The sequence below is a fragment of the Rhodococcus sp. Leaf233 genome, from assembly GCF_001426165.1.
Lineage (GTDB): Bacteria > Actinomycetota > Actinomycetes > Mycobacteriales > Mycobacteriaceae > Rhodococcoides > Rhodococcoides fascians.
Window position 1 is genome coordinate 21,383 of record NZ_LMRO01000013.1, and the last position, 17,052, is coordinate 38,434.

A 17,052-nucleotide genomic window follows, 5' to 3' on the forward strand; every position below is an offset into this window, starting at 1 on the left:
GGCAGTCGCCGAGACCGGTACAAGGAGTCGGTTCACACCGACGCGTGCCTACTGTAGATGCCCGCGGTCCTCGGCGACGGCACACTCGGCCGTGAGCTCGCCGAAAGCAGTGCGCGCGACCCGTTTGCACCGCGAAAACCAGCAGCAGAACTGCTTCTGCGGACTGCGGAATGAAGCCGGTGATCTCGGTGTTGATGCGGCGTGCACGGAGGCAATGAAGTGATCGGCGATTCGGTTTCGGCTTTGGGGTCGGCGTCGGCTATTGTCTGGCGGCCGCAGTGCTTAAGAAACAGAAAGCTGCCGATGAATCGTCGATCAGGTGAGCGAAATCTCGATCGAGTTTCAACCGGCGGAATTCGGGAACTACCCGGTGTAGTTTCCGGCACCGCGTGATGAACCTGTTCGATCGAGAATCAAATCGGTGGGAGCGAGCAAGCGCCCTCTTCACAGCCGACGGCCACAAGCCGACCACACCGGCAGCTTCCACCACACACACGCACGAAGATGAGGGGTTACGAGAACAATGGCAACCGATTACGACGCTCCGAGAAGAACAGAATCCGACGACGTCTCGGAGGACTCTCTCGAAGAACTGAAGGCTCGCCGCAACGAGGCGCAGTCCGCAGTCGTCGACGTGGACGAGTCAGACACCGCCGAGTCCTTCGAGCTCCCGGGTGCCGACCTGTCCGGCGAAGAGCTTTCGGTCCGGGTGGTTCCCAAGCAGGCGGACGAATTCACCTGTTCGAGCTGCTTCCTGGTGCACCACCGCAGTCGACTGGCCAGCGATGCCAACGGCGTCCTCATGTGCCGGGACTGCGCTGCCTGATCGACGGCAAGCCCTGATCGACGGCAAGCCCTGATCGAGGGCAGGCGATGCCCGGCCGAGCGGCCGGGCAGTGAGGTTTCGCAGCGAGAGCCCGACGGCTGGGTCAGCGAGCTTCCACGCCGTGGGCACTGAGCACGGCTAGTAGATCCTCCGGCCGCTTGGTGCTGATCAACCAGTAGGGCGTCGGGTCGTCCGGGTCGTCCAGTACGACGATCACCATCTGTTTCACCCAGGTGCGGTGCTGTACGAAGGCAAGCGGGTCCAGCTGCCTTCCCAGCGCCGCACTTTTTGCTGTCGCGGGCACCACGGCTGCCTTGGACGCGACGTCGAGAGGCAGATGCGCTTTGCCGACCCGTAGTTCGAGGCCGGCGGACGGCGACTCGGTCGAGTCCGAGGTCGGATCGGTGGCCACCACCTGCACACGTAGCCTGCTGAACGCCACCAGAGCCCAGGCGACCAGGGGCAGGAGCAACACGTAGGGCAGCCAAGCGCGAACACCGGGGGCACCCATGTGTACCTCCGCTGCGAGTAGTACCGCCAGCGCTGCGCCGGCCACCCACCACCAGAGGGGTACCCACAGTCGTTCGGCGTAGAGCACCGACTCCGAGCCGGGGGAACCGGCACGCGAGGTGGGGTCGTCGGACTCGGGGTTCGCCCGATCGGCCTGTCGATCTGCAGTCACCCGACCCAGGGTAGTCGCCGCGCCGACGGCGAAGCAGATCAGCGTAGTCTCGTTCGACGTGAGTGACGAAGTCATCGAGTCCCGCAACACGCTTTCCGGCGACCAGCTCGAGGTGCCCCCGGACCGCCCCGGGGAGGTTCGACTTCGCCGGTTGGACCCAGATCTACCGGTTCCCGCGCGTGCGCACGAGGGTGACGCGGGTGTGGATCTGCGGATCACCGCCCCAGTGACAATCGCTCCCGGCGAACGGGTTCTCGTGGGCACGGGGATTGCGGTGGCCTTGCCCCTCGGGATGGTGGGGCTGATCCACCCGCGCTCGGGCCTGGCGGCCAAATCGGGACTGTCGGTCGTCAACACCCCTGGCACCATCGACGCTGGATACCGCGGGGAGATCAAGGTCTGCTTGATCAACCACGATCTCCGGACGCCCATCGTGCTCGATCGCGGCGATCGAATCGCTCAGTTGGTGGTGCAGCGCGTCGAATTGGTCGAGTTCGTCGAAGTGGATCGACTCGACGACACCGTTCGAGGGGACGGCGGTCACGGTTCGACCGGCGGACATGCGAGTCTGGTGCAGTGACGTCCTACGTAGTGCGTCTGTCGCGACGGTCGTCGGTGTACAGCGAACTGAATGCAACCGAGAAGAAGAGAGCTGAACATGTTCGGACGGCGTAAGAAGAGCGACGCCGGCAGTGCCTCCGCGTCCAGCGCGGAGCCATTCGTCGACGGCCGCGACGACGACAACGACGATGCGACCGCGGACACCACCGTCGAGGGGCCCCACGATCTCGGTGATCTGGACGAGGATCGCGAGAGCGTCGCGGCGAACCGGCTGGATCTCGGCTCGGTGTTGATCCCTCTCCCCGAGGGCGGGCAACTGCAGGTCGAGATGTCTCAGGCGGGCAGCCCGCAAGCAGTACACATCGTCACCCAGTTCGGGCGCATCACCATCGCCGCCTACGCTGCCCCGAAGTCTCCGGGGCAGTGGCGCGAGGTGGCAGCCGATCTGGCGACATCGCTCCGCAACGACAAGGCCGAGACGACCGTGGAGACCGGGCCGTGGGGCCGCGAGTTGGTCGGTGTCACCGTCAACGCCGATCTGCGCTTCATCGGTGTCGACGGGTATCGCTGGATGGTTCGATGCGTCCTCGCCGGGCCGTCGGGCGCGGTGGCGGAGGGGCAGCCCCTGGTCCAGCTCGCGCACTCGATTCTGCGACAGACCGTCGTCGACCGTGGCACCGATCCACACCCGGTGCGTACTCCGTTGCCGGTGGTTCTGCCGCAGGTGTTGGCCGAGCAACTGGCGGCTGCCGCGCAGCAGCAAGCAGCGCAGCAGGCCGCGCCGGCGCAGCCTGCTGCCCCTGATGCGAACACCGATGCGGCGCAGCAGCAGTCGATTCCGCAACCGGACGCCGAACAACCCGGTGCCGAGCGCGCTCCGCGCCGAGGGGCGTCCGGATCGGCGATTCAGCAACTGGGGGGCTGATCGGCGTCAGACGTCGAGCGCCGCGGTCAGAGCGTCGACGGCTTCTCGGCCCAGGACCGCGGGGTCGAGTCCGATGTCCGTCAATGTCACGGTCCGCAGTACGCCTCTCGGCAGGGCGCGAGCCCACTGCTCCGCAACCGCGATCGGATGCACCGGGTCGTCCACCGCGCCGACCACGACGGTCGGCGCGTCGATCCGCGCGAGACGGTCCAACTCCGGGCCTCGGTACGAGGCCGCCTCGTCCAACGCGCGGGGGAGCGCCGGCCACTGCGACGCCCAGGATCGCGCCAGGGTGCGCGCGAGCCATTCTGGGCTCGACTCGGCCATGGTCGCCGTGACGCTGTCGAGCCCGTGTTCGCGAAGCGACCCAGCCGTGAACCGTGCACTCAGTGCAGCCGGTGAGCCGGTGGGATCGCCCGTCCACGCCGGCAGCGCCAGCGCCAACGCGACGACACTCGAGCGGTTGCGTTCGGCCCAGTGCGCCGCGACGGCTGCACCCAGTGAGATTCCGGCGACCACGACGGGACCGTGCGCGCGTACAGCCTCGTCTAGTGCACCGAGATAGCTCCCCACCACGCCGGTCGGGTCGGGTTCCACGGCGACAGTGGCCAATCCCACAACGTCGAACGCCTGCCCGAATGCCTCCTGCGCGAACTGCGCGTCCGATCCCGTCCCCGGTAGAACGATCGCGGTGGAGGTCTCGAATCGGGTGTGCACGAGACGATTGTGCACGCCTCCGTTCGACGGCGTGGCGGTGGTTGGTCAGCGCGCCGGATCGGGTCTACAGTGGCGAAGTACCAGCTATGACGAGGGAAACTCCCAGGTCGCCGCAACTGCTCCCAGGAGTGGAGCTGCGAGACGACCCCCACCCGCAGGAGCGCACAATGGCACCCGCTGCCGCAGGATACTTTCGCCGCTTGACGCGAAAGTTGACCGAGGACATCGATCAGCTCGACGCCGAGGAGATGGCCGAATCCTCCGAAGCGTCCGGAGCCCGACGCGCCTGCGATTGCTCGCGTGGCGAAGAGGTCACGATGTTGGGTCGTCTACGCAGCGTCGAAGCGTGTTCCAAGGCCGCGAACGCCAACATCGAAGCGGAGTTCTTCGACGGCACCGATACAGTGACTCTCCTGTGGATCGGCCGGCGCAAGATTGCCGGAATCGAGCCGGGCAAGACGGTCCTGGTGCGTGGCCGGGTCGGCGAACGCGATGGACGCAAGATCGTCTACAACCCGTACTACGAACTGCGCGACGACAACTGATCGTCCCCGGTATGGCACTCTCGTTCTCGTGACGAACAGCGACGATGCAGTGCCGCACCCGAGAACGTCGAACACGCCGGAACCGGTACCCGACACGTCGACGCCGGACGCCGTGAAGACCGCCGCCCCCACCGTGCTCGAGCAGCTCGGCGGTGTGAGCGGATTGGTGTATTCCACACTGCCCGTGGTCGTCTTCGTCCCGTTCAACAGCTACTTCGGCCTGTCGGTCGCTCTGTGGGCGGCGTTGGGTGTCGCCGCGGCCGTTCTGGTGTGGCGGCTGGTGCGCCGCAGCCCGATACAACCGGCGATCTCCGGATTCTTCGGCGTCGGCATCTGCGCATTCATCGCGTACCGCACCGGGGACGCCAAGGGCTACTTCCTGTTCGGCATCTATACATCACTCGTCTACGGCGGGGCGTTCGTGCTGTCGGTACTCGCCCGGTGGCCGCTCGTCGGCGTCATCTGGGGTTACCTCAACGGCAAGGGAACATCGTGGCGTCGGGAGCGGTCTGCGGTTCGTTACTACGACGTGGCCACCATCGCCTGGGCGTCGGTGTTCGCTGCGCGCTACATCGTTCAGTCCCAGCTCTACGACTCGGACCAGACCGGCTGGCTCGCGGTGGCACGGATCGGGATGGGGTGGCCCCTGACCGGCGTAGCCCTACTGGTGACTCTGTGGGCTGTGCGTCAGGCGGATCGAGCGCTCGACCTCGCATCGAACGACGAACAGGCCGACGAGCTGCCGTCAGGTCAGACCGACCGCAGCACGTAGTTCGTCCTCCACCTCTTTCGCCGCGACGAAGAGCAACTCGTCACCGCCTTCGAGTGGATCGTCGTGCTGCGGAACGATGACACGGCCACCGCGAAGAATCGTCACCAGTGCTGCGTCCCGCGGTAGCTGGAGCTTGCGTACCGGCTTGCCCGCCAAGGGCGTGTTCTCGGGCAGAGTGATCTCCACGAGATTTGCCTGTCCCTTGCGGAATGTCATCAGGTGGACCAGATCGCCTACCGAGACGGCCTCCTCCACCAGTGACGCCAGCATGCGTGGGGTCGAGACTGCGACATCGACACCCCAGGCCGCGTCGAAGAGCCATTCGTTTCTGGGGTCGTTGACCCGGGCCACCACGCGGTTCACGCCGAACTCGGTTTTGGCCAGCAAGCTGAGCACCAGGTTCGCCTTGTCGTCGCCGGTAGCGGCGATCACTACGTCGTAGTTCTCGAGATGGGCGGCCTCGAGCAGACTCAACTCGCAGGCGTCCGCGAGCACCCATTCGGCCTCGGGTACCGCGGCCTGATCGACGTGGTCGAGTTTGCGTTCGAGGAGCATCACCTCGTGCTCGCTTCGGATCAATTCGCGTGCAATGGATCTGCCGACTGCGCCGGCACCGGCGATGGCGACTTTCATGGCTTCCCGTTCGGGTCGATGGGGGAGGAGAACAACGTACGGGCGAGCATCAGTCGTCCGACGGCGGCAGATTGCCGGCCAATGCGATGGCCTCGGCGACGGTCCCGGAGACGGCAGCGACGTACACCTCGTCGCCTGCCTGGATCACGGTGCGCTTGTCGGGCAGCAGTCCGGTGCCGAAACGGATGACGAACGCGGCCCGCGACCGGGTCGCATCCTCGAGTACCGACAATTTCTTGCCGATCCACGCATCGTGGAAGTCGAGCAGCACCACCGCGACGCTCCCGGACGGATCTCGCCACTTGGTGGTGGGGTCGTCCCGCAGAAGATTGTGCAGAAACCGGTCGGTCGCCCACGGCACTGTGGCCACGGTCGGAATACCGAGGCGCTCGTACACGGCGGCGCGTTTGGCGTCGTAGATCCTGGCGACGACCTTCTCGACGCCGAACGTCTCGCGCGCGACGCGCGCGGAGATGATGTTGGAATTGTCACCGGAGGATACGGCTGCGAATGCCTCCGCCTTCTCGATTCCGGCGCGCACCAACACATCTCGGTCGAATCCCATACCGACTACTCGATGCCCGCCGAAGTCGGGGTCGAGGCGCAGAAACGCGGTTTCGTCGCGGTCGATGATCGCCACCTCGTGCCCGATGCGCTCGAGCGCTCCGGCCAGCGATGCGCCGACACGGCCACACCCCATCACAACTACGTACAACGCCCAGCTCCGTCCCGATCTCGATTGCCGACCAACACTGCCGACGACATTGCCACCGTGTGCATGCGAGCACCAACGTATCGGGGATTCGTCACCGGCTCGACCGTGGGTGGGCATCGGATGGAAGTCAAAGGGCGCGTGGTTGCGCCGCCGGCGACCCGACGGCCTACGCTTCTGATCGTGTCCAAGGTCTCGACTGCCGCAAAGCGGCTGGTTCTCGGTAAGCCGTTCCGCAGCGACAAGCTCGGTCATACCTTGCTACCCAAGCGAATCGCGCTACCGGTGTTCGCCTCGGACGCCATGTCCTCGGTTGCGTACGCACCCGAAGAGATCTTCCTGGTGTTGTCCGTGGCCGGGATATCGGCGCTCACGTTCACTCCGTGGATCGGTCTCGCGGTCTGTGTCGTGATGGCGGTGGTGGTCGCCAGCTACCGGCAGAACGTGCACGCCTACCCGTCCGGCGGTGGTGATTACGAGGTCGCGACCACCAACCTCGGTCCTGCGGCGGGTCTGACCGTGGGTAGTGCATTGTTGGTGGACTACGTGCTGACCGTGGCGGTCTCCATTTCGGCGGCCGCGTCGAACATCGGTTCGGCCGTGCCCTTCGTCGCGCAGCACAAGGTGCTGTTCGCGGTGGTGGCCATCGTGTTCATCACGTCGATCAACCTGCGCGGTATCCGCGAGTCGGGTGCCGCGTTCGCCATTCCCACATACGCCTTCATGGGCGGCATGTTCCTGATGTTGGGCTACGGGTTGTTCCGGGTCTACGTGCTCGGAGACGACATTCACGCCGAGTCGGCGACGTTCGATCTGAAAGCCGAGGACTCGCATCTGTACGGGATCGCGTTCGCGTTCCTCGTCGCGCGGGCGTTCTCGTCGGGTTGCGCGGCGCTGACCGGAGTCGAGGCCATCAGTAACGGGGTGCCTGCCTTCGAGAAGCCCAAGTCCCGTAACGCGGCAACCACGCTGTTGCTGCTCGGCGGTATCGGCATCACGTTGTTGATGGGCATCATCGTGCTGGCGCAGAAGATCGGCATCAAGTACGCGATGGACCCGGAGACGCAGCTGATCGGGGCACCGGATGGCTACCACCAGAAGACGTTGATCGCGCAGTTGGCGGAGGCAGTGTTCAGCGGGTTCCCCGTTGGGTTCTTCTTCATCACCGCCGTGACGGCGTTGATCCTGGTACTCGCCGCGAACACGGCATTCAACGGCTTCCCCGTGCTGGGCTCGGTGCTCGCTCAGGACCGGTATCTACCCCGACAGTTGCACACACGCGGCGATCGCCTTGCCTTCAGTAACGGCATTCTGTTCCTGTCCGGCGCAGCCATCGTGTTCGTCGTGGTGTTCGGAGCAGAGGTCACCAAGCTCATCCAGCTCTACATCGTGGGTGTGTTCGTCTCGTTCACCCTGAGCCAGACCGGCATGATCCGGCACTGGACCCGCCTGCTCCGAACCGAGACCGATGGCGAGCAGCGCGGCAGGATGCAGCGCTCGCGGGTGGTCAACAGCGTCGGTCTGGCCATGACGGCGACCGTTCTCGTGATCGTGTTGATCACCAAGTTCGCTGCCGGAGCCTGGATCGCGATCGTGGCGATGGTGGCCATCTTCATCCTGATGCGGATGATCAGAAAGCACTACGACACCGTGGCGCGCGAGCTCGAGAACGAGGTGTGGGACGGCGTACTACCCAGCCGCACGCACTCGATCGTGCTGGTGTCCAAGCTGCACATGCCGACCCTGCGGGCTCTCGCCTACGCACGCGCGACCAGGCCCGACACTCTCGAAGCCGTCACCGTCAACGTCGACGAGGTGGACACCCGAGCATTGGTACGTGAATGGGAGGCCAGTGACGTCTCGGTACCCCTGAAGGTCGTCGAATCGCCCTACCGCGAAGTCACCAAGCCGGTTCTGGACTACGTCAAACGAGTTCGACGCGACTCACCACGTGATGTGGTGACCGTCTTCATCCCCGAGTACGTCGTCGGTCACTGGTGGGAGCAGGTCCTGCACAACCAGAGTGCGCTGAGATTGAAGTCCCGACTGCTGTTTCAACCCGGCGTGATGGTCACCAGCGTTCCGTGGCAGCTGCGCTCGTCGGAGAAGGCCAGGCGCGAGGTGCTCGGAAATGCGCCGGGTGCATCGCGTCGCGGCTACGAACCGCCGGCGGGCAAATGACCGAGAACTGGTTCGGGCTGGTGCTCGACGTCGAACTGGGCGCTCCCGGACACGGTGGGTTCTGCGTGGCCCGTCACGAAGGTCGAGTGGTGTTCGTCCGCCACGGGCTACCGGGGGAACGCGTCATGGCCAAGGTGACCGAGGATCGCGGTGGGTCGTTCTGCCGCGCCGACGCGATCGAGATCCTCACCGCGTCTCCGGACCGCATCGACGCTCGCTGCCCCATCTCCGGGCCCGGTGGTTCGGGATGCTGCGACTATTCTCACGCGACCCCCGAAGCCGGTCGTCGACTCAAGTCCTCCGTCGTCGCCGAACAGTTGCGCCGCGTTGCGGGCATCGAGCGGGACGTTCCGGTCGAGGAGTTGCCGGGCACCGGCGACGGCACCGGATGGCGGACCCGTGTTCGGCTGGCAGTGGATTCGGGTGGACGGCCCGGCTACCACCGCTATCGAAGCAGTTCGATCGTCACGGAGTTGTCGTGCCCGCAAATGGATCCGGTTGCGTTCGACGGATTGTCGGACCGTGAGTGGCGCGCAGGTGCCGAATTGCAGGTGGTCCTCGACGGTATGGGTGAACGCCATGTGGTGGAGGTGGCACCGGCCCAGTTGACGCGAACCGGACGCCGGTCTCCGGGCCGCCGCGGCGCGTCGGCGCGTCGAGCGGCGTCGTCCCGGACCAGGCCGGAAAAGGCTGTCATCGGCTCGGGTCGCGTCACCGAATTCGTCTCGGCGCGGCCGTGGACACTCGATGCCACCGGCTTCTGGCAGGCGCACAAGGGAGCGGCCCAGGTGTACACCGACGTCGTGCGCGACTGGGCGGACGCCGATCCGGGTGACGGCGCATGGGATCTCTACGGCGGTGTCGGCGTGTTCGCGGCGGCTCTCGCCGAGCGGGTGGGATCGAGCGGACGAGTCACCAGCGTCGAGTTCTCGCGCCGGGCCGCCGAGGACGGGCGTTCGGCGCTGCACGACCTTGCTCAGGTCTCGTTCGCGCCGGGCCGGGTCGAGCGATCGATGGATTCGTTGCCGGAATCGGTGGCGGTGGCGGTACTCGATCCGCCGCGAGCCGGTGCCGGACGCGACGTCATCGAAGGTCTCGCGACGCGGTCTCCCCGCACGATCGTCCATATCGGCTGCGATCCGGCATCGTTCGCGCGGGACGCGAGCCTCTACCGGGCAGCCGGTTACGAGCTGACGGACGTGCGCGCGTTCGACGCATTTCCTCTGACCAGCCACGTCGAATGTATCGGCCGCTTCGTCCGTAAATAGGGTTGCCTCACCAATCTTGGCGAGTCTGACGTACCGTTTCTCGGGTGAGAATTCGTCGCACCGTCGGTGCTGTGTCGGTCGCCCTGCTGTTCCTGACCGCCGTCGTCTCGTGTGGGTCGGGCGGGGACGACGGACCCGGATCGGAGGCGCCGTCCGACGGAACGGCGGCTGCGTTCCCTGTCACGATCGATACCGAGTTCGGCGGCGTGACCGTCGACAGTGCCCCGCAGCGCGTCGTCGCGCTCGGCTGGGGTGACGCGGAAACCGCACTCGCGCTCGGTGTCTCACCGGTCGGTGCGAGCGACTGGCTCGCCTTCGGCGGCGACGGCGTCGGTCCGTGGGCGGCCGGGCTCTACGACGCACCACCGCAGATCATCGGGACGCAGGAGCCGTCGTTCGAGCAGGTCGCGGCGCTCGAGCCGGATCTGATCCTCGACACCAAGAGCTCCGGTGACGCCGATCGGTACGACACGCTGTCCGCCATTGCGCCGACGGTGGGTATACCGGCGGGGGCGGACAACTACCTGACAACGCTCGAGCAGCAGGTCACGATGGTGGCCACGGCACTGGGCAAGCAGTCCGAAGGGGACGCGCTGCTCGCAGGAATCGCCGACCGTTTCGATGCAGCGGCCGCTGCCCATCCGGAATTCGCCGGCAAGACAGCGGTGGTCGGGGCCTACAGCGGCACCGGATACGGCGCATACATCTCGTCGAACAGTCGACTCGAGTTCATGAAGAAGCTCGGCTTCGTCACCAGCCCGGCCATCGATTCTCTTCCGCCGCGCGGGTTCTCGGTTCCGATTTCCGGGGAGGAGCTCGACCTGCTCGACGCCGACGTACTGATCGTCTTCCCCATCCAGAAGGCGCCGTCCGAGGTGACCGACAATCCGCTGTTCCAACGGATTCCGGCTGTCGCGGACGGTCGCTACGTCGTGTTCGACGACCCGGAAGTCGCGAAGTCCTACGCCACCAACTCGGCGCTGTCCATCGGCTATGCACTCGACACGGTGGCGCCTGCGGTGGCGAACGTGCTGGGGTGATCCACTTCGGCAACCGGGGCGAATGTCTGCGCGGGTACCGAGACGATGCGTTGAGCTCCGCAGTGGCAGCCCTGGTAGCCGACGAGGCCTTCGCTGGTGTCGTGGAGCGAGCGGGTGGTCCAGGAGTGTGTGCTGTGTTCGATGTCCATGCATCCACTGTGATGTAATGGTCTTGTGCACATCAACCCTTACGGAGAATATGCCGTGAAACTGGGCATCGACCTCCTCAACCGGCCACCCACGTCGCCGAGCGAACTGGGTGCCCGCTGCATCGACGCCGGCCTCGTTCCCGACTGGACTGCCACCGACAACGATCTCGCGGACACACTCGAGTTCCTCCGCGAGTGGGCTCGCGTGGTGGATGCAGAGACAGCCGAGGAGCGCGCCGAGGCCCTGAACGCCCTCCTTGCACAGGCATCCGCGTACCCGCGACTGACCAACCATGCCGACGACGGCTGGCACATGCACTATCGCGACCCCAACATCGCGTTGGGCGGCGTCATCAGGGCACTGGTCGGTGTCGGTACCGCGCTGCACTTGACCGGTCGCGGAATGGACAGACTCCATCGGTGCGCCGCAGCCGACTGCACGACCGCCTTCGCCGACACCTCACGTACCGGACGGCAGCGGTACTGCGGAACCGTGTGCTCGAATCGGGACGCAGTCCGCCGACACCGAGCCCGCGCCGCATCCTGACGCTTGCACCGGGAGGCGCGGATCAGGACTTGCGGTTGTACAGCCGCATCGTGATCGGTCCGAAGATCGCCAGCATCGCCGCCGACAGCACCAGAGTCACTCCGAGTTGGCCGGTGTCGACATCGCCCTGCATCAGGCCTCGAAGTGACGTCACCAGAAAGCTGACCGGGTTGACGTCGACGAACGCACGAAGCCACCCCGGCATCGTGTTGGGGTCGACGAAGATGTTGCTCGCGAACGTCAGCGGAAACAGGATGAACATCGACATCCCCATCACGGCTGCCTCGGTGCGCACGATCATGGCGATCATCGTCCAGATCCAGGACAGACAGAACGAGAACACGAGCAACAGCACTATCGATGCGATCACACCGAGCAGCCCGCCTTGCGGCCGGAAACCGAGAATCAGCCCCAAGATCAGTACGATCACCGACGCCAACGTGTAGCGCACGACGTCACCCAGCAACGCACCGACCAGCGGCGACGGACGCCAGATCGGCAACGATCGGAACCGGTCGAACACACCCTTCTCGATGTCCTTGTTCATCGTCACGCCGGTGTACATCGTGATCATCACCACGGTCTGCACCAGGATGCCCGGCAGCAGAAACTGGATGTACGCGTCGGTCGAACCGGCCAGAGCGCCACCGAACAGGTACGTGAACAACAGCGTGAACATGATCGGAAACGCCGTCACGTCGAACAACTGCTCCGGTACGTGCTTGATCTTCAGCAACGCCCGCCAGCCGAAACTCAGCGAGGTCGACAGCGACGACGGACGCTCCGGCCTCGGACCTGCGGCTGAGAGAACATCGATGATCGTCGACGCCTGTGGGGCGGATCGTTGGGCCTCGGTGGTCATGACGCGATCTCCCCGTTGTCGATTTCAGCTTTTTTCGCACCCACCGGCTCCACTCCCGCTCCCGCTTCGTCTCCCGCGTCGTGACCGGTCAGCGCCAGGAACACCTCGTCCAGACTCGGCTGACCGAGGGTGAAGGATGCGATGGCGATTCCGGCGGATTCGAGAGCAGGAAGGATCGGTGCCGCCTGCGCCGGATTGTCCAGTCGTGCGGACACGGTGAACGGGTCGGCGTCCTCGGTCACGGTGCTGCCGACCAGATCTCGAACGATTCTCGCCGCGGCATTCCGGTGCCCGGCATCGAGCACGCGCAGGTGCAGTGAGTTCGATCCCACCGATGCCTTCAGCTCGCCCGTCGTGCCCTCGGCGATGACTTTGCCGTGGTCGATCACCGCCACGCGCCCGGCCAGGTGGTCGGCCTCGTCGAGATACTGCGTCGTCAGCAGTACCGTCGTGCCGCCTGCTACCAGTGCACGGACGATCTCCCAGACGTGATTGCGACTGCGCGGGTCCAGGCCGGTGGTGGGTTCGTCGAGAAAGATCAGCTCGGGGGTGACGATGATGCTCGCCGCGATGTCGATGCGCCTGCGCATGCCACCGGAGTAGGTCTTGACCTGTCGCGGTCCGGCGTCGGCGATGTCGAATGCTGTCAACAGTTGATCAGCGCGCGCTCGGGCGGCCGGACGTGAGTAGCCGAGCAGCCGCGCCAGCAGAACGAGATTCTCGGTGCCGGTCAGATCCTCGTCGAGCGAGGCGAATTGACCCGTGAGAGAGACTTTTCGGCGAACGGCCTCCGGCTCGGTTGCCACGTCGTGTCCCAGGACTCGTGCGCTGCCGCCGTCTATCGGAAGAAGTGTCGCCAGCATCCGGATGGTCGTGGTTTTCCCGGCCCCGTTGGGTCCGAGTACGCCGTACACCCCGCCGGACGGGATCGACAGATCCACGCCGTCGACTGCGGCGGTGGTGCCGAAATGTTTGACGAGCCCGTGGGTTTCGATGGCCGTCATGCGTGTCCGTCCCTCCATCGAGCTGCCCGCCCGATTGCCCGCGTTTGTCCGATTCTCGCACCCAGGATGAAGCCCGGTCCAATTCTGCGCAAACGAATTTCGGTCGCGGACCATCCCTCGGGGTGTTTGTTCCGAATATGTACTGCGGCGGGAAAACGCGGAGGTTTCGATATGAGGGCTACATGACCACTAGTGTCATGATCGATGAACTCGATCATGAACCCGTCTGCTGGGACGACAGTCCGATGAGCGTGCCGTTCTCCGACGCTTCCGGATCTGCGGGCACCGGCCGTGACCGAACGCCGCCCGAGTCCGAGGACAGCACCTCGGTCGAGGATGCGGTGTGCGCAGTACCGAGCCCCCAGCTGAAGAATCTGCGTGCCGAGGAGACGGACCGTCTCCGTCGCCTGATGGCCGCCGTTGCCCAGGGCGACCGGTCGGCCTTCGCCGAGCTGTACGACGCCACGTCCTCCCGTGTGTACGGGATGGTGGTGCGCGTGCTTCGCGATCCGGGGTACAGCGAGGAGACCGCGCAGGAGGTGTTCCTCCAGATCTGGCGTGCGGCACCGAATTACGATCCGAGCCAGGGGAGTCCGCTGGCGTGGATCATGACGCTGGCACATCGCCGGGCGGTCGATCGGGTACGTAGCGAACAGTCGGGTACCGACCGCGAGGCGGCGTACGGTGCCGTGAGTCACACACCCGAGCACGACGAGGTACTCGAGACGGTGACCCAGCGGCTCGAATCGGAGGCGGTCGTGGCCTGTCTCGACACTCTGACCGATACGCAGAGCGAGTCGGTACGAATGGCTTATTACAGCGGGTACACCTATCGCGAGGTTGCCGAACGGCTCGGGGTGGCCGTGCCGACGATCAAATCGCGCATACGAGATGGATTGATCAAGTTGAAGACATGCCTGGGGGTGATCCCGCAATGAGTGAAGCGTCACGGCAACGACTGCTGGACGAAGCGGAGGTCTATGCCCTCCACGCGATGAGCGAGTCCGAGCGGCGCGCCATCGAATCCGAGCGAATCCGCGTCGACGAGACGACCCGGGCACAATTCGACATCCTCGTGGGTGAGATTCACGAAACGCTGGCGTTGGCTGCGGCGGCAGACGCGACTCCAGCACCCGAACGCGTGCGGGAGGCCGTGCTAGCGCGTGTCGCCGCGAGCGATCAGGAGCCAACGGTCCGAGAACTTCCGCCGAACGTCACTCCGCTGCACCGGCACCGACGTGAGCGTTCCAAGACGTGGCGATACTCGATGGTGTCCGCGGCTGCCGCGATCGTCGTCGCAGTCGGTGGTGTCGTCGTCGTCACGCAGACCATGGGCTCGGACCCGCAGCCTTCCCAGGCCGAGCAGATCGTCGCAGCGCCCGACGCTCGTGAGGCGTCTGCGGAGTTCCCGGGTGGCGGCACTGCAAAGGTTTCGTACTCGCTGAGCCGAGATGCGGTCGTGGTGACTCTGGACGGTGTCCCCGAGCCGCCCTCGGGCCGGGTCTACCAGATGTGGTTCGTCGACGGTGCGCCGCGCTCCGCCGGCGTTGTCACCGAGGATCAGCTCACGTCGAGCGACGGCACCGTGGTGGACGGCATGGGAGCGTCGACCAACTTCGCGTTCTCGCTCGAGCCTGCCGGCGGCTCGGCGCAGCCCACCGAGGTCCTCACGATGATCACGCTCGACGCCTGATCAGGGGCCAAGCACGTCCACTCGGGCGGTTCGACAGTCGGATCAGATGCCGATGTCGAACCGCCCGAGCGTCTTGACGACGGCCGCCATCTGGCCGTACGCGCCGCTGGCCAGATTTTCCAGTAGCGCCAGCTTCACTTCCGGGGCGTCCCGAGTCAGTGCCTCGAAATGCGATACCGACACGACCACCAGATCGACCGGGGTGTCGGCCACCATGTCCAGCAGGAACGGCACCGACATCAGCAGCGGCATCTCGCCGAAGCTCATCCCGGGGGAGAGCGTCGTGATGCGGTGTGTGCCCCCGTCTGCGGACACGGCCGTCGATGTCACTTCTCCGCGCAGGATCAAGAACAGACCCGCTGCCGGCGCACCACGGTGAACGATGACATCGCCCCGTGCGTAGTGACGTTTCTCGAGATAGGGAGTCACCGAGTCGAATTGCTCGGCGGACAGACCGGCGAGCAACGGGTGCTCGGCCGGAGTGATTTCTGCCGGTTGCCGCGCGCCGGAGCAGTGCCGATCGAGCAGCAGGTTCTCGGCCCACTGGATGGCCGAGCTCAGACTCGAGTACACCCGGCCCGCTGGATCGTTCGGGTCCAGGCTCGACGTCGTGTGGCCCATGATGGCTCGGGGATCCACCAGGCACACCACACAGCCGTGGTCGGCGAGATCGCGGCGTAGGTCCTCGAACATCGAACGGGCGATGTCGCTGACCTCGTCGACGCCACGAACGTCGATGACGAGTGCATCGAGGTTCCGGTCGAGGTTGCCGATCTCGCGGACCGCTGTCTCGGCACCCGAGAACAGCAGGTCCCCGTGCAACTCGTAGACCCGCGCGCGGTCGCCGACTGCAGCGAGTGTGGCCTGTTCTATGTCGGATCGTCGTTTTCGCGACGGTGCCTCGGTGAGAACGTACCGACGTCGAATCGACGATTTCGCGGCCCGAGTGACGTGCAGAAAGTGCAATTCGAGTCTGGTGGAGAGTTCTCGGCAGGCAGCAACGCCGCGCACGCTGTTGCCGTGCGAATCGAGGCGGGGGGAGTAGACGGCGATGCCCATCTGCCCGGGAAGCACCGCCAGGATGCCGCCGCCGACCCCACTCTTGGCCGGCATACCCACCCGCGCCACCCAGTCGCCTGCGCCGTCGTACATCCCACAGGTCGTCATCACCGACAGCACGCGTTCGACCAGTGCGGGTGCCAGGGCGCGCTCTTTGGTGTGGGGATTGACTCCGTTGTTGGCCATCGTGGCGGCCATCATGGCCAGATCCGCCGCCGTGACGTCGATCGAGCACTGGCGGAAGTACAGGTCCACGGCGGCCTCCGGATCGTGGTCGATGATGCCGAAGGACCGCAGCATGTAGCCGATGGCGCGATTGCGGTGTCCGGTGCGCGCTTCGGATCGATACACCGCGTCGTTGAAGCTCAGAGACCTTCCTGCGTACCGGGAATACGACGCTCGGATGCGCTCGAATCGTTCCTCTGCGGTGCGGCCGGCGATGAGCGACGCGGACGTGATCGCACCCGCGTTGATCATCGGGTTTCGGGGCCGCTCCGTGACGGGGTCCAGGCTGATCTCGTTGAACGGCTCACCCGAGGGTTCGACGTCGATCTTGCCCGCGACGACGTCGAGCCCGCGGTCGGCCAGCGCGAGTGCATAGGTGAAGGGTTTCGAGATGGATTGGATGGTGAACGGCATCCTCGTGTCGCCGACTTCGTACAGGTAGCCGTCGGTGGTCGTCAGGGCGATACCGAAGCCGTCCGGCGTCACGGCTGCGAGTTCGGGGATGTAGTCGGCAACCTGTCCCGACGCGTCGTCCCGGCACAGTTCGTGAACCCGGGTCAGGATGGCATCGACGACGTTGCTCATGGGCGACACTGTATGTCGGGTGTCCGTTTCGAGCGTATTCGAGGTTAGGGGCGACTGACCCCGGGC

Annotated in this window: 19 protein-coding genes; 11 read left to right on the forward strand and 8 right to left on the reverse strand. The window is 65.5% G+C overall.

What is annotated here, in order from left to right:
* The first annotated feature begins 523 nt into the window (after positions 1-523).
* Complete coding sequence (locus ASH04_RS22855) at positions 524-826, forward strand: DUF4193 domain-containing protein (protein ID WP_027496891.1); 303 nt, start codon at positions 524-526, stop codon at positions 824-826.
* 103 nt (positions 827-929) lie between these two features.
* On the opposite strand, the gene ASH04_RS22860 is transcribed toward ASH04_RS22855, so the two are convergent.
* Positions 930-1,424 carry a DUF3093 domain-containing protein gene (locus ASH04_RS22860; protein WP_057474733.1) on the reverse strand — a complete coding sequence of 165 codons (495 nt, stop codon included), beginning with the start codon at positions 1,422-1,424 and terminating at the stop codon, positions 930-932.
* Positions 1,425-1,620: 196 nt separating this feature from the next.
* Here ASH04_RS22860 and dut point away from each other — a divergent pair, with 196 nt between their 5' ends.
* Both dut and ASH04_RS22870 read left to right on the forward strand, forming a co-directional pair.
* Positions 1,621-2,088: a dUTP diphosphatase gene (dut, locus tag ASH04_RS22865; RefSeq protein WP_057474734.1), complete on the forward strand. Its 468-nt coding sequence runs from the start codon at positions 1,621-1,623 to the stop codon at positions 2,086-2,088.
* A gap of 78 nt (positions 2,089-2,166) precedes the next feature.
* On the forward strand, positions 2,167-2,994 hold the full coding sequence (locus ASH04_RS22870) for a DUF3710 domain-containing protein (RefSeq protein ID WP_057474660.1): 828 nt from the start codon (positions 2,167-2,169) through the stop codon (positions 2,992-2,994).
* 6 nt (positions 2,995-3,000) lie between these two features.
* Here ASH04_RS22870 and ASH04_RS22875 read toward each other — a convergent pair whose 3' ends face one another.
* Complete coding sequence (locus ASH04_RS22875; RefSeq protein ID WP_235580078.1) at positions 3,001-3,711, reverse strand: alpha/beta fold hydrolase; 711 nt, start codon at positions 3,709-3,711, stop codon at positions 3,001-3,003.
* A 167-nt stretch (positions 3,712-3,878) separates the two neighbouring features.
* Here ASH04_RS22875 and ASH04_RS22880 point away from each other — a divergent pair, with 167 nt between their 5' ends.
* Together ASH04_RS22880 and ASH04_RS22885 are read left to right on the forward strand one after the other, a co-directional pair.
* Positions 3,879-4,256, forward strand: a complete 378-nt coding sequence (locus ASH04_RS22880; RefSeq protein WP_027496896.1) for an OB-fold nucleic acid binding domain-containing protein — start codon at positions 3,879-3,881, stop codon at positions 4,254-4,256.
* A gap of 112 nt (positions 4,257-4,368) precedes the next feature.
* Positions 4,369-5,028: a DUF3159 domain-containing protein gene (locus tag ASH04_RS22885; RefSeq protein WP_027496897.1), complete on the forward strand. Its 660-nt coding sequence runs from the start codon at positions 4,369-4,371 to the stop codon at positions 5,026-5,028.
* Here the strand turns inward: ASH04_RS22885 and ASH04_RS22890 are convergent.
* A complete protein-coding gene (locus ASH04_RS22890) occupies positions 5,002-5,661 on the reverse strand; it encodes a potassium channel family protein (protein WP_032365054.1) in 660 nt (219 codons plus the stop codon). The genes ASH04_RS22885 and ASH04_RS22890 overlap by 27 nt on opposite strands.
* A 49-nt stretch (positions 5,662-5,710) precedes the next feature.
* Positions 5,711-6,376: a potassium channel family protein gene (locus tag ASH04_RS22895; RefSeq protein ID WP_057474662.1), complete on the reverse strand. Its 666-nt coding sequence runs from the start codon at positions 6,374-6,376 to the stop codon at positions 5,711-5,713.
* A gap of 180 nt (positions 6,377-6,556) precedes the next feature.
* Here ASH04_RS22895 and ASH04_RS22900 point away from each other — a divergent pair, with 180 nt between their 5' ends.
* From ASH04_RS22900 to ASH04_RS22910, 3 genes are read left to right on the forward strand one after another with little or no spacing between them, the layout of a single operon-like run.
* Positions 6,557-8,554 carry an APC family permease gene (locus ASH04_RS22900; RefSeq protein WP_032365101.1) on the forward strand — a complete coding sequence of 666 codons (1,998 nt, stop codon included), beginning with the start codon at positions 6,557-6,559 and terminating at the stop codon, positions 8,552-8,554.
* Entirely contained in the window at positions 8,551-9,822 is a 1,272-nt protein-coding gene (locus tag ASH04_RS22905) for a class I SAM-dependent RNA methyltransferase (RefSeq protein ID WP_057474663.1), read from the forward strand. Before ASH04_RS22900 ends, ASH04_RS22905 begins: the two co-directional genes overlap by 4 nt.
* A 44-nt stretch (positions 9,823-9,866) precedes the next feature.
* Positions 9,867-10,862 carry an iron-siderophore ABC transporter substrate-binding protein gene (locus ASH04_RS22910; RefSeq protein ID WP_057474664.1) on the forward strand — a complete coding sequence of 332 codons (996 nt, stop codon included), beginning with the start codon at positions 9,867-9,869 and terminating at the stop codon, positions 10,860-10,862.
* Here ASH04_RS22910 and ASH04_RS26715 read toward each other — a convergent pair.
* Positions 10,814-11,011 (reverse strand): hypothetical protein, encoded by a 198-nt coding sequence (locus ASH04_RS26715; protein ID WP_156394639.1) that lies wholly within the window; start codon positions 11,009-11,011, stop codon positions 10,814-10,816. The genes ASH04_RS22910 and ASH04_RS26715 overlap by 49 nt on opposite strands.
* Positions 11,012-11,036: 25 nt before the next feature.
* Between ASH04_RS26715 and ASH04_RS22915 the strand changes: the two genes are divergently transcribed.
* The gene (locus ASH04_RS22915; RefSeq protein ID WP_057474665.1) at positions 11,037-11,558 is read left to right on the forward strand and encodes a CGNR zinc finger domain-containing protein; all 522 of its coding nucleotides are present in this window, start codon (positions 11,037-11,039) and stop codon (positions 11,556-11,558) included.
* A gap of 22 nt (positions 11,559-11,580) precedes the next feature.
* Here ASH04_RS22915 and ASH04_RS22920 read toward each other — a convergent pair whose 3' ends face one another.
* On the reverse strand, positions 11,581-12,420 hold the full coding sequence (locus ASH04_RS22920) for an ABC transporter permease (RefSeq protein ID WP_027496904.1): 840 nt from the start codon (positions 12,418-12,420) through the stop codon (positions 11,581-11,583).
* Positions 12,417-13,442, reverse strand: a complete 1,026-nt coding sequence (locus ASH04_RS22925; protein WP_057474666.1) for an ATP-binding cassette domain-containing protein — start codon at positions 13,440-13,442, stop codon at positions 12,417-12,419. Before ASH04_RS22925 ends, ASH04_RS22920 begins: the two co-directional genes overlap by 4 nt.
* A gap of 164 nt (positions 13,443-13,606) precedes the next feature.
* On the opposite strand from ASH04_RS22925, the gene ASH04_RS22930 reads away from it, so the two are divergent.
* Both ASH04_RS22930 and ASH04_RS22935 read left to right on the forward strand, forming a co-directional pair.
* Positions 13,607-14,362, forward strand: coding sequence for a sigma-70 family RNA polymerase sigma factor (locus ASH04_RS22930; RefSeq protein WP_027496905.1), 756 nt, complete (start codon positions 13,607-13,609; stop codon positions 14,360-14,362).
* A complete protein-coding gene (locus tag ASH04_RS22935) occupies positions 14,359-15,117 on the forward strand; it encodes an anti-sigma factor (RefSeq protein WP_032365057.1) in 759 nt (252 codons plus the stop codon). Before ASH04_RS22930 ends, ASH04_RS22935 begins: the two co-directional genes overlap by 4 nt.
* Positions 15,118-15,159: 42 nt before the next feature.
* Here the strand turns inward: ASH04_RS22935 and glsA are convergent, their stop codons facing one another.
* Positions 15,160-16,986, reverse strand: coding sequence for a glutaminase A (gene glsA, locus ASH04_RS22940; protein ID WP_057474667.1), 1,827 nt, complete (start codon positions 16,984-16,986; stop codon positions 15,160-15,162).
* Between the last annotated feature and the right edge of the window lie 66 nt (positions 16,987-17,052).